This is a genomic window from Pseudomonas sp. Pseusp16, assembly GCF_047324915.1.
GTDB classification, from domain to species: domain Bacteria; phylum Pseudomonadota; class Gammaproteobacteria; order Pseudomonadales; family Pseudomonadaceae; genus Aquipseudomonas; species Aquipseudomonas fluorescens_CD.
Window position 1 is genome coordinate 2,340,303 of the sequence record NZ_CP168522.1, and the last position, 16,755, is coordinate 2,357,057.

19 protein-coding genes are annotated in these 16,755 nt (G+C 61.5%); 15 read left to right on the forward strand and 4 right to left on the reverse strand.

What is annotated here, in order from left to right; translation table 11 throughout:
• Positions 1-38: 38 nt before the first annotated feature.
• The 5 genes from ACEN8Q_RS10430 to ACEN8Q_RS10450 all read left to right on the forward strand — a co-directional run bounded on the left by ACEN8Q_RS10430 (position 39) and on the right by ACEN8Q_RS10450 (position 4,035).
• Complete coding sequence (locus tag ACEN8Q_RS10430; RefSeq protein WP_413427634.1) at positions 39-1,022, forward strand: FecCD family ABC transporter permease; 984 nt, start codon at positions 39-41, stop codon at positions 1,020-1,022.
• Positions 1,022-1,789, forward strand: coding sequence for a heme ABC transporter ATP-binding protein (locus ACEN8Q_RS10435; protein ID WP_413427621.1), 768 nt, complete (start codon positions 1,022-1,024; stop codon positions 1,787-1,789). The genes ACEN8Q_RS10430 and ACEN8Q_RS10435 overlap by 1 nt, the downstream gene beginning before the upstream one ends.
• A 52-nt stretch (positions 1,790-1,841) precedes the next feature.
• Positions 1,842-2,729, forward strand: a complete 888-nt coding sequence (locus ACEN8Q_RS10440) for a ChaN family lipoprotein (protein WP_413427622.1) — start codon at positions 1,842-1,844, stop codon at positions 2,727-2,729.
• Between the two features lie 189 nt (positions 2,730-2,918).
• Positions 2,919-3,524 (forward strand): SCO family protein, encoded by a 606-nt coding sequence (locus ACEN8Q_RS10445; RefSeq protein ID WP_057398495.1) that lies wholly within the window; start codon positions 2,919-2,921, stop codon positions 3,522-3,524.
• 1 nt (position 3,525) lies between these two features.
• Positions 3,526-4,035: a copper chaperone PCu(A)C gene (locus ACEN8Q_RS10450; protein ID WP_413705127.1), complete on the forward strand. Its 510-nt coding sequence runs from the start codon at positions 3,526-3,528 to the stop codon at positions 4,033-4,035.
• Positions 4,036-4,903: 868 nt separating this feature from the next.
• Here ACEN8Q_RS10450 and ACEN8Q_RS10455 read toward each other — a convergent pair.
• Complete coding sequence (locus ACEN8Q_RS10455) at positions 4,904-5,320, reverse strand: organic hydroperoxide resistance protein (protein ID WP_413427624.1); 417 nt, start codon at positions 5,318-5,320, stop codon at positions 4,904-4,906.
• A gap of 124 nt (positions 5,321-5,444) precedes the next feature.
• Positions 5,445-5,774 carry a hypothetical protein gene (locus ACEN8Q_RS10460; RefSeq protein ID WP_413427625.1) on the reverse strand — a complete coding sequence of 110 codons (330 nt, stop codon included), beginning with the start codon at positions 5,772-5,774 and terminating at the stop codon, positions 5,445-5,447.
• Between the two features lie 182 nt (positions 5,775-5,956).
• Between ACEN8Q_RS10460 and potE the strand changes: the two genes are divergently transcribed.
• The 8 genes from potE to ACEN8Q_RS10500 all read left to right on the forward strand — a co-directional run bounded on the left by potE (position 5,957) and on the right by ACEN8Q_RS10500 (position 13,600).
• Positions 5,957-7,366 carry a putrescine-ornithine antiporter gene (gene potE / locus ACEN8Q_RS10465; protein WP_413427626.1) on the forward strand — a complete coding sequence of 470 codons (1,410 nt, stop codon included), beginning with the start codon at positions 5,957-5,959 and terminating at the stop codon, positions 7,364-7,366.
• Positions 7,363-9,648, forward strand: a complete 2,286-nt coding sequence (locus tag ACEN8Q_RS10470; RefSeq protein ID WP_413427627.1) for an Orn/Lys/Arg decarboxylase N-terminal domain-containing protein — start codon at positions 7,363-7,365, stop codon at positions 9,646-9,648. Before potE ends, ACEN8Q_RS10470 begins: the two co-directional genes overlap by 4 nt.
• Positions 9,649-9,832: 184 nt before the next feature.
• On the forward strand, positions 9,833-10,234 hold the full coding sequence (locus ACEN8Q_RS10475; protein WP_413427628.1) for a hypothetical protein: 402 nt from the start codon (positions 9,833-9,835) through the stop codon (positions 10,232-10,234).
• Positions 10,234-10,773, forward strand: coding sequence for an HD domain-containing protein (locus ACEN8Q_RS10480; RefSeq protein WP_413427629.1), 540 nt, complete (start codon positions 10,234-10,236; stop codon positions 10,771-10,773). The genes ACEN8Q_RS10475 and ACEN8Q_RS10480 overlap by 1 nt, the downstream gene beginning before the upstream one ends.
• 204 nt (positions 10,774-10,977) lie before the next feature.
• Positions 10,978-11,256 carry a DUF3303 domain-containing protein gene (locus ACEN8Q_RS10485; RefSeq protein WP_413427630.1) on the forward strand — a complete coding sequence of 93 codons (279 nt, stop codon included), beginning with the start codon at positions 10,978-10,980 and terminating at the stop codon, positions 11,254-11,256.
• Between the two features lie 159 nt (positions 11,257-11,415).
• Complete coding sequence (locus tag ACEN8Q_RS10490) at positions 11,416-11,538, forward strand: hypothetical protein (protein WP_413705533.1); 123 nt, start codon at positions 11,416-11,418, stop codon at positions 11,536-11,538.
• A gap of 68 nt (positions 11,539-11,606) precedes the next feature.
• Complete coding sequence (locus tag ACEN8Q_RS10495; protein ID WP_413427631.1) at positions 11,607-12,875, forward strand: OmpP1/FadL family transporter; 1,269 nt, start codon at positions 11,607-11,609, stop codon at positions 12,873-12,875.
• Positions 12,876-12,925: 50 nt separating this feature from the next.
• A complete protein-coding gene (locus ACEN8Q_RS10500) occupies positions 12,926-13,600 on the forward strand; it encodes a DUF3313 domain-containing protein (protein WP_413427632.1) in 675 nt (224 codons plus the stop codon).
• Positions 13,601-13,699: 99 nt separating this feature from the next.
• Here ACEN8Q_RS10500 and ACEN8Q_RS10505 read toward each other — a convergent pair whose 3' ends face one another.
• Positions 13,700-14,422 carry a tellurite resistance TerB family protein gene (locus ACEN8Q_RS10505; RefSeq protein ID WP_413705128.1) on the reverse strand — a complete coding sequence of 241 codons (723 nt, stop codon included), beginning with the start codon at positions 14,420-14,422 and terminating at the stop codon, positions 13,700-13,702.
• Between the two features lie 259 nt (positions 14,423-14,681).
• Between ACEN8Q_RS10505 and pcsA the strand changes: the two genes are divergently transcribed.
• Both pcsA and ACEN8Q_RS10515 read left to right on the forward strand, forming a co-directional pair.
• The gene (gene pcsA, locus ACEN8Q_RS10510) at positions 14,682-15,404 is read left to right on the forward strand and encodes a phosphatidylcholine synthase (RefSeq protein WP_413428501.1); all 723 of its coding nucleotides are present in this window, start codon (positions 14,682-14,684) and stop codon (positions 15,402-15,404) included.
• A 2-nt stretch (positions 15,405-15,406) separates the two neighbouring features.
• Positions 15,407-15,793 carry a DUF488 domain-containing protein gene (locus tag ACEN8Q_RS10515; protein WP_413705129.1) on the forward strand — a complete coding sequence of 129 codons (387 nt, stop codon included), beginning with the start codon at positions 15,407-15,409 and terminating at the stop codon, positions 15,791-15,793.
• A 126-nt stretch (positions 15,794-15,919) separates the two neighbouring features.
• Here ACEN8Q_RS10515 and ACEN8Q_RS10520 read toward each other — a convergent pair whose 3' ends face one another.
• Entirely contained in the window at positions 15,920-16,732 is an 813-nt protein-coding gene (locus ACEN8Q_RS10520; RefSeq protein WP_413705130.1) for a class I SAM-dependent methyltransferase, read from the reverse strand.
• Between the last annotated feature and the right edge of the window lie 23 nt (positions 16,733-16,755).

Below are 16,755 nucleotides of genomic sequence, written 5' to 3' on the forward strand. Positions count from 1 at the left end.
GGCCGCGTCCGACGTTGATCTTTTTGCTGCTGTTGCTGGTGCTGGTGTTCTGGTTGTCCCTGGCCCTCGGGCCGGTCAGCCTGCCGCTGAGCGATACCTTGCTGGCCGGGATGCGCCTGCTCGGGTTGCCACTCGACGGTGGTGACACGCAGCAAGCGCAGCTGATCCTCGGTCAGATTCGTCTGCCGCGCAGCCTGCTCGGCATCGCCGTGGGTTCGGTACTGGCGTTGTCCGGCGTGGCGATGCAGGGGTTGTTCCGCAACCCCTTGGCGGACCCGGGTCTGGTCGGCGTTTCCGGTGGCGCGGCACTCGGTGCCGCCCTTGCCATCGTCGGCGGCAGCCTGCTCGGTGGCGTGCCACCGGCCATCGAGCCTTATCTGCTGTCGGTCAGTGCCTTCGCCGGTGGCCTGATCGTCACGGCGGTGGTGTATCGCTTCGGCCGCCGGGACGGGCAAACCGACGTGGCGACCATGCTGTTGGCGGGTGTGGCGATGACGGCCATGGCGGGTGCCGGCGTGGGGCTGTTCACCTACCTGGCCGATGACGCAACGTTGCGCACCCTGACGTTCTGGAACCTGGGCAGCCTCAACGGTGCCAGCTACCCGCGCCTGTGGCCGTTGCTGATCGTCACCGTGGGCGTGGCGTTGTGGTTGCCACGTCGGGCGGCGGCACTCAATGCAATGCTGCTGGGTGAGTCGGAGGCCCGTCACCTGGGTTTCGACATCGAGCGGATCAAGCTTGAGCTGGTGCTGTGCACGGCGCTCGGCGTCGGCGCAGCCGTCGCGGCGGCCGGCCTGATCGGTTTCATCGGCCTGGTGGTGCCGCATCTGATGCGCCTGCTGGTCGGCCCGGATCACCGGGTGTTGTTGCCCGCATCGTTGCTGGCCGGCGCGAGCCTGCTGTTGCTGGCCGATCTGGCCGCGCGCCTGCTGTTGGCGCCGGCTGAATTGCCCATCGGCATCGTGACGGCACTGATCGGGGCTCCGTTCTTTCTTTATCTGCTGGTACGAGGGCGCTCCTGATGCTGCGGGCAAACAACTTGCTGGTTCGCCGTGGTAACCGCACGGTACTGGCGAACATCGATATCCAATTGCGCCCCGGTGAAGTGCTCGGCGTGCTGGGACCCAATGGCGCCGGCAAAAGCACCCTGCTCGCTGCTTTATGCGGCGAACTGGCGAGCAGCGAAGGCACGGTCAGCCTCGACGAACGTCAACTCGCCGACTGGCCGGGTCAGGAACGGGCCAAACGCCTGGCCGTGCTGCCGCAGAGTTCGAGCCTGAACTTTGCGTTCTCGGTCAATGAGGTCGTCGGCATGGGTCGCTTGCCTCACGCCAGCGGCCGCGTGCGCGATGCCGAAATCGTCGCCGAGGCGCTCAAGGCTGCCGATGCGCTTCATCTGGCCGGACGCAGCTACCTGGCCCTGTCCGGCGGTGAACGCCAGCGCGTGCATCTGGCGCGGGTGCTCGCGCAACTCTGGCCGGGGGCCGAAGGACAGACCCTGCTGCTCGATGAACCGACGTCAATGCTCGATCCACTGCACCAACACACCATTTTGCAAGCCGTGCGCGACTTCGCCGAGCGCGGGGCAGCCGTACTGGTGATCCTGCACGACCTCAATCTGGCCGCACGTTACTGCGATCAACTACTGTTGTTGCAACAAGGCCTGCCCCACGCCTACGGCCCACCGGCAGACGTGTTGACTGCCGAGGCACTGGCGGCGGTGTATGGGCTGGAGGTGCTGATTCATCAGCATCCGGAACGCGGCCACCCTTTGATCATCGCGCGCTGATATCGCCCCCTCCTCTGTCATCGAGGGGGCACCTGCCCAATAAGGAAAACCGATGCGCTTTCTGTTGCTCTGTGCATTCAGCCTGCTGGCTGCCTGCCAAACCACCCATCAGGTCACACCGCCCCCGGCGCCCATTGCTCCGCAAGGCCGTGATCACGCTGACCTGGGAGTCATCCGCGAACTGGCGACCGGTCGCACGTTGACGCCCCGGGAACTGGTCGAACGCCTGGCCGTTGCACCGCGTGTCCTGGTCGGTGAACAGCACGACAACCCGGACCACCACGCCCTGCAATTGTGGCTGCTGCGCGAACTGGCGGCACAACGCCCTCAGGGCAGTCTGCTGATGGAAATGCTCAACCCCGATCAACAGGCCAGGGTCGATGCCGCGCAAGCCGCGGCCCGCGCCGGCCAGCCACCGGCCGATGCGTTCGAGGCGCTGGCCTGGCAGGCCAATTGGGACTGGAGTGTTTATGGCGCCCTCGTCACCTACGCGCTGCGACAACCGTATCCGCTGCTGGCGGCGAACCTGGACCGCGCGCAGATCATGCAGATCTACAAACAGCGCCCGGTACTCACCGGTGAAGCGTCCACCACCCAACAGGTGCAGACGACCTTGCTGGACGACATCCGCCAATCCCATTGCGGCCTGCTGCCCGAAGCACAGATGCCGGCCATGCTCGCCGTGCAGCAACAGCGCGACCGGCGCATGGCCGAGCGCCTGATGGCCGCGCCGGCGCCAGCGTTGCTGCTGGCCGGTGCCTTCCACGTGCGCAAGGACCTGGGGGTGCCACTGCACCTGAAAGACCTCGGTGCCGGTGCAGACAATGCGGTGCTGATCCTGGCCGAAGCGGGCAAGACCGTGACTGGCGAGAGCGCGGACTATGTCTGGTACACCGCGGCGCAACCGGAACAGGATCACTGCGCGCAGCTGCGTCGTTAAGCTCGCCCCAAGGGGGCGGCTGGTCCTGCCCCCTCGCTCCGGCGCGACACTATGTCACGCCTCTGCGTCGGTCCAATGGTCGTATCCCCCCCTCCGGCACCGGCACAGTTTGTTAACATCCCCGGGATTTTTTCGTCTGTACAGTCATCACGCTGTCATTTCAGCCTGTTCAACAGGATGCTTTCCTTCATGAGTACCTTGTATACCCGCCGAACCGTCCTGCAAGGCATGGGCCTGTTGAGCCTGGGCCTGCTCGCCGGTTGCGACGACAGCAGCAAGCTGTCGTTCAAGTACGGAAAAGACCTCAGCGACAAGATCATGGGGCGTAACTTCAAGCTCAAGAACGCCGAGGGCGAAACCCGGATGCTGGGCAGCTATCGCGGCCTGATGCCGATGGTGTTCTTCGGTTTCACCCAGTGCCCGGCCGTATGCCCCACCACCCTGGCCCGTGCGGCCCAGGCCAAGAAATTGATGGGTCGCGATGGCGAAAGGCTGCAGGTGATCTTCATCACCCTGGACCCTGAGCGCGACACGCCAGAGATGCTCGACAAGTACGTCAAGGCTTTCGACCCGAGTTTCGAAGCGCTGTACGGCACCCTGGAAGAAACCGCCGCCACCGCCAAGGAATTCGGCGTGTTCTTTGAAAAAGTGCCGAGCGGCGACACCTATACCCTCTCCCATACCGCGACCAGTTATGTCTTCGACTCCCGGGGCACTCTGCGCCTGGGACTGTCCACGTCCCTGACGGCCAAAGAGTGTGCAGAAGACCTGCTCACCGTGATGGAGGTTTGCTGAAATGAATGCCCCGCAGGCTAAAAACCGTTTCGTGCAACGTTGCAAGCAACTGGCGCTGGGCTTGTCCCTGGTCGGCCTGGCCTTTCAGGTGTCGGCACAAACCCGGGTCGAAGACGCCTGGGTCCGCGCAACCGTAGCCGGCCAGCCGTCGAGTGGCGCCTTCATGACCGTCACCGCGAGCGGCGACAGCAAGTTGCTGAGCGTGCAAACGCCGGTTGCCAAACTTGTGCAGATTCATGAAATGAGCATGAAAGACGACGTGATGAAAATGCAGCAGGTTCAGTCTGTCGCGCTGCCGGCTGGTGAGGCGGTGAGCTTCGATCCCCACGGCTACCACATCATGCTCATGAACCTGACGGCCCAGATCAAGGAAGGCGACAAGGTGCCGCTGACCCTGACCGTGGAAGACGCCAGGGGCGAGAAAGAGTCGATTCAGGTTGAAGCCGTTGCCAAGGCGATCGGCACCATGGATCACAGCACGATGACGCATGATCACAGCAAGATGAATTGATCGCTCCGCCAGCTAACACACAGAACCTGTAGGAGCGAGCCTGCTCGCGAAAAACGCCGGGACACCGCGGGGATTCAGACAGCCCGCGTCATCGTTGACGTCCATCGCGAGCAGGCTCGCTCCTACAGGGCCGAGCGTTAGCTCGCCTGCCGCTCTTGATCTTGATCCACCCGCCCCTGACGTTCGGCCTCTCGAGGGGGCAAGAAGATCAAAAGCCAAAGCGAGGCGGCCTGCTGGCCAGCCTGATCGCAATTGAACGCGTTCCCCTGTAGGAGCGAGCTTGCTCGCGAAAAACGCCAGGACACCGCGGGGATTCAGACCGCCCGCGTCATCGTTGACGACCATCGCGAGCAAGCTCGCTCCTACAGAAGAGAGAAGAGCAGAGCAAAAGCAGGTCGGCATACCCCCACGCTTTTCACCATTCAACAGGCCGAGCGTTAGCTCGCCTGCCGCTCTTGATCTTGATCCACCCGCCCCCTCGGCAGGCTGAGCGGAGGTGTTCATCCGGGGTATGGCGCGCAGCGCCGTTCGACGCGGTCGAACCCATTGCATGCAGGTCGCGCGCAGCCGACCGGAGGGCAATGCCCCCGGATGGACACCGGAGCGAAGGAACCCCGAGCCTTGGCGAGGGGCCGGACGTTCGGGGCGAGCGTTTTTTTGCTTACTTTTTTTAGGCGCTTGTAAAAAAAGTGAGTCGCCATCAGGGCGAAACCCTAAGTCGCCGTTACCGCAGCAACGGAAATGTACACCGTCAACAAGAGACAGGCTGACGGAAACACCGCCTTCGCGAGCAGGTCGGATCGGGGCAGCAAGCACTTCAGGCCTTGGCGACAACCCATGTCGTTCGCCAAGGCCTTTTCATGTCAACTCAAACCAGCTTGAGCACGACGTTGATGTTGTTGCGCGTGGCTTTCGAGTACGGGCAGTACTGGTGCCCAGTCTCGACGATTTTCTGCGCGGTTTCACGATCCAGCCCCGGCAGGCTGACGTTAAGCCGCGCCTGCAACAGATAGCCGCCTTCGTTGGTGCCCAGGTCGACTTCGGCATCGACGGCCACATCCTTGGGCAGCGCCACTTTCATTTCCCTGGCCGCCACTTGCATCGCACCGATAAAACAGGCTGACCAGCCGGCAGAGAACAGTTGCTCCGGATTGGTTCCGCCGCCGCCCGCGCCCGGGGACGAAAGCTTCACATCGAGGATTCCGTCGGAGCTGCGGGAGGCGCCGTCACGCCCGCCGGTGGTGTGGGTTTTGGCGGTGTACAACACTTTATCGATCTGGTTCATGGTGACCTCCTGATTGAGTTGTAAGAAACCGGTTTTAACACCCCATCCGGTCGCTGGGATGGTCAATCAATATAGACGTCACAGGCCCATACCGTGGTCGATCCGACCGACGTTCGCTTCTTTTCTACTTACGCGCCAATTTGTACCTGACGCAGTCTTCATAAAAACTCTGCCGTACAGCAGTCGGTTTCAATCGCGACGAACTGTCATAAGTTTGCTCGGTAATGCCAAGTGCCATCATGCGCATCCATGTTTTGGCAAACTTGTAGGCCTGGATTTTTTGCCGTGCGGCGTACAGAGAAACGCCTGAAAGCTTGAGTTCCTGTGCCCTTGCAGCCGTGCCCGCGCCCCAACTGCACATGTACTGATCATTGGTGGCCAGTTCTTTGGCGTGAGCCGAATTGGCTGTACCCGCAACAACTAGCGGGATTAATGCGATCCATATCTTGCGCATCTTGACCTATTTAACTGGCTGAAAATGAACTAATTTTGCGGAGGATTTTTAAACTTGGGGGCCAGCATCCTGCCTTTTTTGCGATTTAGTGCAAAAACGAAATGAGTGACGCCATTTCTTGCGAGTTTTCAATCCTTTGCTATAGCTAAGACTCTCAATCGCCAACTAAGTGAGGCAACGGAATGTCAGTCGCAAAGAAAATGAGTGTGGGGCAACTGACAATGTTGACTGCCGTCAACATGTTGGGCTCCGGCATTGTGCTGCTACCGACGAAACTCGCGGAAGTCGGTGCAATTTCGATTCTTTCCTGGCTGGTGACGGCCACCGGCTCCCTCGCTCTGGCCTACGCCTTTGCGCGATGCGGGATGCTCAGCCGCAAGACCGGCGGCATGGGCGGCTATGCCGAATACACGTTTGGTAAAGCTGGCAACTACATCACCAACTACACCTACGGCCTCTCACTGTTGATTGCCAACGTGGCGATCAGTATTACTGCGGTTGGTTATATCCAGGTGTTGTTCGGGATAAAGCTTGATTCCCTGCAAGTAGGCCTGGCGACCATCGCCTTGTTATGGATCACCACCTTCGCCAACTTTGGCGGCGCCAGAATTACCGGCCGGATCGGCGCGGTGACGGTCTGGGGTGTGATTGCACCGGTGGTGCTGGTATCCACGGTTGGCTGGTTCTGGTTCGACAGCAGCGTCTACGCCGCCGGCTGGAACCCCCACGACAAGAGCTGGTTCGAAGCGGCAGGTGCCTCGGTGGCGATCACCCTGTGGGCCTTCCTCGGCCTGGAATCGGCTTGCGCCAACACCGACGCGGTGGAAAACCCCGAGCGCAACGTACCGATTGCCGTGCTGGGCGGCACCCTGGGTGCTGCGGTGATCTATATCGTCTCCACCAACGTCATCTTCGGTATCGTCGGCAACGAAGAACTGGTCGCGTCCACCGCACCTTTCGGCCTGGTGTTCGCCAAGATGTTCACCCCGATGGTCGGCGACATCGTGATGGCGGCAATGGTGCTCGCCTGTATCGGCTCGCTGCTGGGTTGGCAGTTCACCATCGCCCAGGTGTACAAAAGCTCGGCTGACACCGGTTACTTCCTGTCGATCTTCGCCAAGGCCAACAAGGCGGGAACGCCGATTGTCGGCATGATGGTACTGCTCACCGCACAGACCGCGCTGGCGCTGCTCACCATCAGTCCCGACCTGAGCAAGCAGTTCGACACCCTGGTCAACCTTGCAGTGGTCACCAACCTGGTGCCTTACATCCTGTCCATGGCCGCGCTGATGACCATGCAGAAAGTCTCCAACGTGCCGGAAGGCAAGGCACTGGCAACCAACGTCATCGCCCTGGTCGCGGCAGCCTACAGCTATCTGGCGCTGTACAGCTCCGGTGAGCAGGCGCTGATGCTGGGCGGCGTGGCCACCATCTTTGGCTACACCCTGTTCGGCTTCGTCAACAACCGCCTGATCCGCCTTGAAGCTCTCAACAACAGCGTACCGACGCAAACCGTCAGCGCGCAGCACCTCACTGCCGAGCCAGTGCCGGTGAACAATCTGAATAAAGCCATTCTGGAGGTTCAATCATGACGGAATATAAACACTCGCTCGGAATGCTGGCACTACTGGTCAGCAGTCCGCCGGACAAGCGAACGGTGTTCGGCCGCGCCCTGGATCAACTGGTCCACGACGTGGAGGGACGTGGCGTCAGTGTCCTGGCCTCGGAAAGCCTCAGTGATGCCGCCTCGATCCTGCGTTCGGACCCTGCCGTTCAATGCGTGCTCATCCGATGGGAAATGGACGCGAGCGAAGGCCACGCCGACTGCATCAAACTGCTGGTCAAGCTGCGCGAGCGCAACACACGCGTGCCGGTGTTCCTGATCAGCGACCGCACCACCGCGTCGAGCATTCCACTGCTGGTCATGCAACACGCCGACGACTTCATCTGGCTGCCCGAAGACACTTCACGCTTCCTCAGCGGGCGCATCCTGGCCGCTATCGAACGTTACCGTCAGGCCGCCCTGCCGCCGATGTTCGGCGCGCTGGTGAAGTTCGCCCGCACCTATGAATACTCCTGGCACACCCCCGGCCATGCCGGCGGTACGGCGTTTCTCAAGAGCACTGCCGGGCGTGCCTTCTACGAGTTCTTCGGCGAGAACCTGCTGCGTTCCGACCTGTCGATCTCCGTCGGCGAACTGGGCTCCCTGCTCGATCACAGCGGCCCCATCGGCCAGGGCGAACGCTATGCCGCCAAGGTCTTCGGCGCGCACCGCACGTACTATGTGACCAACGGTTCGTCGATGTCCAACCGCGTCATCCTCATGGCCAGCGTCACGCGCAACCAGATCGCCCTGTGCGACCGCAATTGCCACAAGTCCGCAGAACATGCGATGACCCTGTCCGGGGCGATTCCGACCTACCTGGTGCCGACCCGCAACCGCTATGGCATCATCGGCCCGATCCTGCCGCAGACCCTGAGCGCCGAAGGCGTGAAAGCCGCCATCGCCAACAACCCGCTGGTCAAGACAGGCATCGACCCGACGCCGGTGCACGCCATTGTCACCAACTCCACTTACGACGGCCTGACCTACAACGTCACCCGCGTCGAAGAGCTGCTGGGCGAAAGCGTTGACCGCCTGCACTTCGACGAAGCCTGGTACGGTTATGCGCGCTTCAACCCGCTGTACAGCGGGCGCCATGCCATGCACGGCGACCCGGGCGATCACGACAAGTCCAAGCCGACCGTGTTCGCCACCCAGTCGACCCACAAGTTGCTGGCCGCCCTGTCCCAGGCCTCGATGATCCACGTACGCGACGGCCGTAACCCGATCGAACATGCGCGTTTCAACGAGTCGTACATGATGCACGCCTCGACCTCGCCGAACTACGCGATCATGGCGTCTTGCGACGTCAGCTCGGCGATGATGGAAGCACCGAGCGGGCAGATCCTCACCAGCGAATCGATCGAAGAGGCCATCAGCTTCCGCCAGGTGCTCTCGCGCATGCACAACGAGATGCTGAGCAAGGACAACTGGTTCTTCACCTGCTGGCAGCCACCGACCGTACAGGTGGGCGCAGCGACCGTGCCGTTCCATGAGGTCGACCCGGCTACGCTTAAAACCGATCCGAACTGCTGGGTCCTGCACCCGAACGCGGTATGGCACGGTTTCGGTGACATCGAAGATGGTTACTGCATGCTCGACCCGATCAAGGTCTCGGTGCTCAGCCCGGGCATGGGCGACGACGGCACCCTGCTCGCGTCCGGCATCCCCGCTTGCGTGGTCACGGCGTACCTGGGCCGCCAGGGGATCGTGGTCGAGAAAACCACCGACTTCACCATCCTGTTCCTGTTCTCGATCGGCATCACCAAAGGCAAGTGGGGCACGCTGCTCAACGCCCTGCTCGACTTCAAGCGTGATTACGACGACAACGCCGAACTCGAGCTGTGCCTGCCCGACCTGTACAACGCCCACCAACAACGCTATGCCGGCATGGGCCTGAAGGATCTGGCCGACGAAATCTTCGCCGCCATGAAGAAACACAAGACCACCGCCAACATGTCCCAGGCCTTCGGCACCCTGCCAAAAGCCGAATTCAGCCCGGTGGAGGCCTACGAAAAACTGGTGCGCAACGACATCGAACTGGTCACCCTCAACGAAGCTGCCGGGCGCCTGGCCGCCACCGGTATCGTGCCGTACCCGCCAGGCATCCCGCTGCTCATGCCGGGTGAGAACGCAGGGCCTGCGGACGGTCCGTTGCTGGCGTATCTCAAGGCACTGGAAGCCTTCGACAAATCCTTCCCGGGCTTCACTCATGACACCCACGGGATCGAAGTCGAAGACGGCGTTTACCGGATGCTGGTACTGAAGTAAGTCAGGCAGGTTCACCGCAACCCCTGTGGGAGCGGGCTTGCTCGCGAAGGCGTAGTGTCAGTCGACGCAAATGTCGATTGACAGGGCGCTTTCGCGAGCAAGCCCGCTCCCACATTTTTTTGGAGCGCCCTCACGCCAAAAACCCATGGGCAAATTCGATCACGGCGCTCTATGATTGAATCACATGAACGTCTCCACTCCGATTCGCCAACCCTGCCCGCCCGGTGCCTGCGACTGCGGGCGTGACCCGTTGCTGGAAACACCGGGGGCGGACCTGCGCATTCTGTTTCTGACCCGCAACGAAGAAAAACGCCTGATCGAACGCCTGGAGAACCTGCAGAGCCTGAGCGATCTCGAGCACGTGCAACGGCGCATGTTCGAACAGTTGGGGATCCGCGTGGACATCGCCCCCGGCTTCAATGAAGTGCGCACCATGCGCGGCATCGGTATCCAGATTGGCGAACTGCCGGGTCTGTGCCGCAAGACCCGCGCCAACATCCCCGCAGCCATTCGCCGTGCCATGGAAAAGCGCCCGGAGATAGCCTACGAGCTGCTCAATGCCAACGACCTGTTGCGTGACGCCTGATGAAGCCCATTCTCGAATTCCCTCGCACCGACGAGATCCTCACCTCGTTCGCCCTGGCCATCGGTGCCGACCTGCAGGGCTACCGCAACCACATTTACCGGGTGCTGAATTTCCATAGTGCCCTCAGCGGTGCCGAAGGCTTGCCCTCGGATGCCGTACAGATCGCGGCGGCGTTTCACGACCTGGGTATCTGGACCGATGACACCCTGGACTACCTGCCGCCATCCATTGCCCTGGCCACCGAGTACCTCGACCACCAACAACGACCGGAACTGAAGGATGAAGTCCGTGCGTTGATACTTGAGCATCACAAGGTGCGCCGGTATCGCGGCGCTTGTGCCGACAGCGTCGAATTCTTCCGCCAGGCCGATCTGGTGGATGTGTCCCTGGGCCTGGTCCGTTTCGGCTTGCCCCGAAGCTTCATCAAGACCATACAGTCGATCTTTCCCGACCATGGTTTTCACTCGATGCTGATAAAGCGTTCAGCCCGACAATTCATCCGCTCGCCGCTGCGGCCGCTGCCCATGTTTCGCTGGTGAAACACGCATCCGTTACCCCCTCGAACAGCCACCTGAACAGGATCAGCGGTCGTACATGAATCGCGGGGCGCTGCTATGCCTTCCATGGGAGATTCCGCCGCAAACCAGCCAGCACGGATCTGCAAACCCAAGCGCGGCCACGGCCCCGGCGCCAGCCAGGTTCGCGCATGAAAACCGGTGCCAATCCGTAACAGGAGGTGGCCAATGTTATTCATCGTCAGTTGGACAATCAGCCCGGACAACCGTGATGCCGCAATCGCACGTTTTCTCAAGACCGGTGGTGCGCCGCCCGAAGGCGTCACCATGCACGGACGCTGGCACGCCGTAGGGAGCTCGGCCGGCTTCGGCATTGCCGAGGCGAGCGATCTGGTGCCGATTCAAAAATGGGTGCTGGAGTGGAACGACCTGATGAGCATGGACGTGCATGCCGCATTGACCGATCAGCAAATCGCACCATTGCTGGCCGCCACTGCCGGTCGGTAATGGCGATTGAGGCGGCGAGTTCCGCTCGCCGCCCCGATTTGGCCGGTGTCTTTGACGGAGCACTCTTTCGGTTAGATGCACTTGAATCAACGCTTTCTGACTACTCATTACTGGATATTTCTCATTTCAAACCTACGCTCAAGGTTCACTTGGACGGCAATGATCACGGGAAAAAGTCCGTCGAACCGGCATGAAATCTTCTACTTTGGAGAGAGTGCCCTGGGCGCGATCCGTATCGATGACTTCAAGTACCGCTTCATCGACCAGCCGGGTGCCAGGTAAACAGCCGAATCCAGGGTGGCCGGCACAGGTTACCCGTATTCGAAATGGACATTTGTCGAGGTAGATACGTGCCGACCAGAACACTTGCCCAGCCTGCTTGCGCGCTACTCGCCCTGTGCTGTCAACAGGCCTGGGCCGGCGGCATCATGCTGTACGAAATCGGCACCGATAACGCAGGCCTCGCCAACGCCGGTGCCGCCGCCCGAGCCCAGGGCCCCTCGACCATCGCCAGCAACCCGGCAGGCATGAGCTACCTGCCCGGCACGCAAATCACTGCCGGCTTGCAGGTCCTGTACGGCGATTTGAGCTTCGACCGCGACTCCGGCACCAACGTCCCGGGCAGCGGCAGCGGCAATGCCCTCGATCCGATTCCAGGTGGCAGCTTCTTCATCAGCCATGAACTGGACGAGCACTGGAGCGTCGGTTTCGGCCAGTACGGCGACTTCGGGCTGGCGGTCAATTACGACAACGACTGGTCGGGCCGCTATTTCGCGCAGAACTCCAGCCTGCTCGGCTTGTCGCTGGTACCGAGCGTGGCTTATCGCTTCAACGAACAGTGGTCGGTCGGCCTGGGCATCAAGGCCATGTACGGCATGTTGAAGGCAGACACGGCTATCGACCGCTCCCCTTTCGGCTTCACCGACCGCTCTGACGGTCAATTCAAATACCGGGACAACACCTGGGGCTATGGCGCCAACGTCGGGGTGATCTACGCCCCGCAACCCGACACACGCATCGGCCTGACCTATACCAGCCAGGTCGACCTGGACTTCGAGGACCGGCTGGACGTCAAGGGCGACGGCCGCCTGCTCGAGCGCGTCAACAACACCGATACCGAACTCGACATGCAGGTGCCGCAGACCGTCACCCTGAGCCTGTTCCAGCAACTGGACCGACAATGGGCCTTGCTGGCCTCGGCCAACTGGCAGGACTGGTCCGGGTTCGGCGACATCGCCGTAGAGGTCGACACCACGGCATTGGGAGCGCAATCGAAAACCGTCGACGCCGGCTTCAAGGACACCTGGCATCTTTCCCTTGGCGCGCAATACCAGGCCACCGAGCAGTGGTTGTGGAACTTCGGCGTGGCCTACGACAGCAGTGCCGTCTCGGACAGCAATCGCAGCGTGGTCGTGCCGATGAGCGAATCCTGGCGCATTGCGACAGGAGCCACCTATGCTCTGAACGAGGACACCGATGTCAACGTCAGTTGGGCCATGGTCTGGCTCGGCGACATGCCGGTGGACCAGGCCAAATCCGTATCGGGCAATCGAGTTTCCGGTCAATTCGACAATGCCTGGATTCAAGCCTTGGCCGGGAACATGACCTGGCGATTCTGATGCACTGCAAACGAAAGAACGACGATTTCATCCAAGGAGTAAACACCACTATGAATCTGTCCCGAAAACTGCTGGTCGGCGCTGCGCTGGCAAGTCTGTTGCTAGGCGGTTGCACCTCGAAAGTGACTGAGAAAGCGCAATACTCAGGTTTCCTGTCCAACTACAACAACCTGCAGGAAGTCCAGACGCCGAGCGGTGGAACCGCGATGCGCTGGGTCAGCCCTTCGTGGAACCCGAACGCTTATGACACCGTGGTGTTCAACAAGCTGGAGCTGTACCCGGCGCCCAAACCCAATGAGCGGGTCAACCAGCAGACGCTGGCCGACATTCAGAACTACATGACCAGCAAGGCCAAGGCAACGCTGGGTCAGAAGTACCGTGTAGTGCCTAACTCCTCCGCTGCACCGGCGGGTTCCCGCCCCCTGATCATGCGTGCGGCGATCACCGGGGTGACCGCCGAAAACGAAGGCATGAAGTGGTATGAAGTGGTCCCCATCGCGGCCGCAGTCGGGGCAACGCAGGCAGCCACCGGTCACCGTGACCAGGAAACCATCCTGTTCATCGAAGCCGAGTTCATCGACGCAAAGAGCAACCAGACCGTGGCCAAAGTGGTGCGCAAGGTATTTGGCACTGCCCTGGAAAACGAGAGCCAGAAGGTTACCGCCAAGGACTTCAAGGCGGCGATCGACAAAATGGGTACCGACTTCCAGGCGTTCCTCAAGTAACACGCTCTTGTGGCGAGGGAGCAAGTTCCCTCGCCACATGGGGTTCCCCCCTGACCGTAGCCATCACTTTTTCATTCCGACCCGCCGAGATGCACCCCGTCAGGCAGTCCCCCTGGCCTGCTGCTCCAGATGCACTTGCAGTTCCGGCTCGATCTGCAACGCCGCAGCCAGTTCATCCAGATAGCTGCGCTCGGCGTCCTGCTGATCGTCCACCAGCATCACACTGGCCAGGTACATCTCCGAAGCCATGCCAGGGTCGGTGGCCGACTGCGCCACTTCACTGGCGTCCAGTGGCTTGGCAACTTCATCGTCCAGCCATTGCTGCAATTGCGGATCATCGGTATGACGCCCGATTTCAGTGCTGATCATCTGCTTCTCGGCGTCATCGATCCGGCCATCGGCCTTGGCCGCGGCAATCAACGCCCGCAGGATCGCATGGCTGTGTTCCTCGACTTGCGGGCCGGCCAGCAAGTCCACGGTCCGTGGCGCTTCTTGCGGCGCCGACGCCTGACTGCGCTGCCAGGCCTGGTACGCCTGGAACGCCATCATGCCGAGGGACGCCAGCGCCGCGTAGTTGGTACCGCCGCCGGACCGGCCTTGCGGCGCACCGCCCATCGGCGAACCGCCGCCAAGCAAACCACCGAGCAAACCGCCCAACCCTGCGCCACCGCCGCCAGCACCCGCGCCTGCGCCACCGCCCAACAACCCGCCGAGCAATCCACCGAGGTCGCCGAGCCCACCTTGGGCCGAGGTGCCGCCTTGTTGCGCCATCGAACCCTGGCCGGCGCGCAATAATTGTTCGAGCAGATCGCTGGTGTTCATGACGCTTGTCCTCTTGGCAAGGGGTTTATCCAGTCAGGCAACGATAGACCTCGCAGGCGAATGTACCAGCACCGTTGGGCCGACATGCCCGTGCTACCGCGGATTTGTCCGGGGTGTTTTTTTGCCGTGCAGCTAAGATTCATAGGTGGTGAACCTTATTCCCCAATACCCGGTCGATACCTGCAACCCGACCCGCTTTGCCAGCGCCCCCGTTCGCGGGGTGACAACCGGCTTGCTTCATTCACTGGAGAACGCCCCCGTGATCTCAACCCTGCACATCGCCAGACTCAAAGCATGGGGCGCCCATGGTTTCACTGCCACTGGCGTGGTCACCGCTTTCCTCGCCACCCTGTCGCTGCTGGACAACCAACCGACCCATTGCCTGCTGTGGCTGGGCGTCGCCCTGATCGTCGACGGACTGGACGGTGCGCTGGCGCGCAAGGTCAACGTGCAGACGGTGTTGCCGAGCTTCGATGGCTCGATCCTCGACCTGGTGATCGATTACCTGACGTATGTGTTTATCCCGGCACTGTTCATCTATCGTTACATCCCGTTGCCGGACTACACCTTGCTGCTGAGCGTGTCGGTGATTCTGGTGTCGTCGCTGTTCTGCTTCTGCAACGTCAACATGAAGAGCAAGGACAACTACTTCCAGGGCTTCCCCGCCGCCTGGAACGTGGTTGCCCTGTGCCTGTACATCATTGCCCCGTCGCCGTGGATCACCTTCATTACGGTCATTGGCCTGGCCCTGCTGACCGTGACCCGGATGAAATTCCTGCACCCGTTTCGGGTGCGCCGGTTCATGCCGATCAACATTGCGGTGACGGCGATCTGGCTGCTGTGCAGTCTGTCGCTGGTGCTCAACCATCCAGTGATCAACCCGTTGGTGATGGGGCTGTGGCTGCTGATGTCGGCGTATTTCCTGGGCATCTGCTTCTGGCGCACCGCGCTGGAGTGGTTCGACGAATCGCGGCTCAAGTAGCCATGCCGGTCCATATCGTTCAACTCGGATCACCCCGTCGCCCCGACGAAGGATTGCGCCTGGGCACGGTACGCCGCCCTCCCCGGGGCGTTCCGAAAGCCGAATTCGCCTGTCGGGATTTTTATGATGTCTGGCAACCGCTGCTGTCGCCCAGTACGGAGTTGGTGGCCGAGGCCAAGGCTGCGCAGGATGCCAAGGCCTGGGAGGTGTTCAGACGCAAGTTCAAGGCCGAGATGAACCAGCCCGCTGCCAGTCAGATGCTCGACCTGCTGGCCGCGCTGTCCCATCAGACTTCACTGGCCGTGGGCTGTTATTGCGAGGATGAAGCGCATTGTCACCGGTCGGTGTTGCGCGAGTTGCTGGTGGCGCGTGGTGCGAAGGTCATTTAGCTGGCATTGACACGGGCCCTTTGTAGGAGCGAGCTTGCTCGCGAAAGCGGTGTATCAGCCACAGAAACTGCGACTGGAAGACCATCGCGAGCAAGCTCGCTCCTACAAGGGGTTATGCATGGCCACTCAACGCCGCGTAATCACCACCTCCAGGTATTCACTCGGCACCACCAGCGACTTTTCACCCGCCCGGTTCATCCGGTTGATCAGCTCGGTCAGGTCCTTCTCCAGGGCCTTGGCGCCGTCGGCGGGCAGCGCGGCGAAGGCCTTGTGCATCGGCCCGTACCAGTCGCGGAAGGTGTCGATGAAATGCACCGCCGAGCGATAGCGGAAATTAAACGTGCGGCGCGTCACCTGGAGCAGAAATTCGCGCTCGTCAAAATGCTCGTGCAGCCAGGCTTCGGTGCCCCAGCGCGAGGGTGGATTCGCTCCCGGCGGGGGTGGCAGGTGTTGGCCCAGGGTCTTGAACATCTGGCCGACGAAGCCTTCCGGCGTCCAGTTGGCCAGACCGATCCGCCCACCCGGGCGACAGACTCGCGCCAGCTCCGCGGCGGCTTTGGGCTGGTCCGGCGTGAACATCACGCCGAAGGTCGACAGTACGGCGTCGTAACTCGCATCCGCAAAAGGCAAGGCTTCGGCATCGGCGACCTGGAAGGCGACGTTCAGGCGTTCTGCCCGGGCCCGCTCTTCGCCGCGTTCGAGCAAGGCAGCGACATAGTCGGTGGACGTCACCTGGCAGCCACGACGCGCCGCAGCGAGGGTCGCATTGCCGTTGCCGGCGGCAACGTCGAGCACGCGCTCATCGCACAACAGGTCGCAGGCTTCGGCCAGTTGCTCGCCGACAATTTGCAGGGTGGTGCCGATCACGGCGTAGTCGCCGCTGGCCCAGGAGGCCATCTGGCGGTTTTTCAAGGCAGTCAGATCAATGGGTGTACTCATGGAGACGGTCTCTGGGTTGAAAC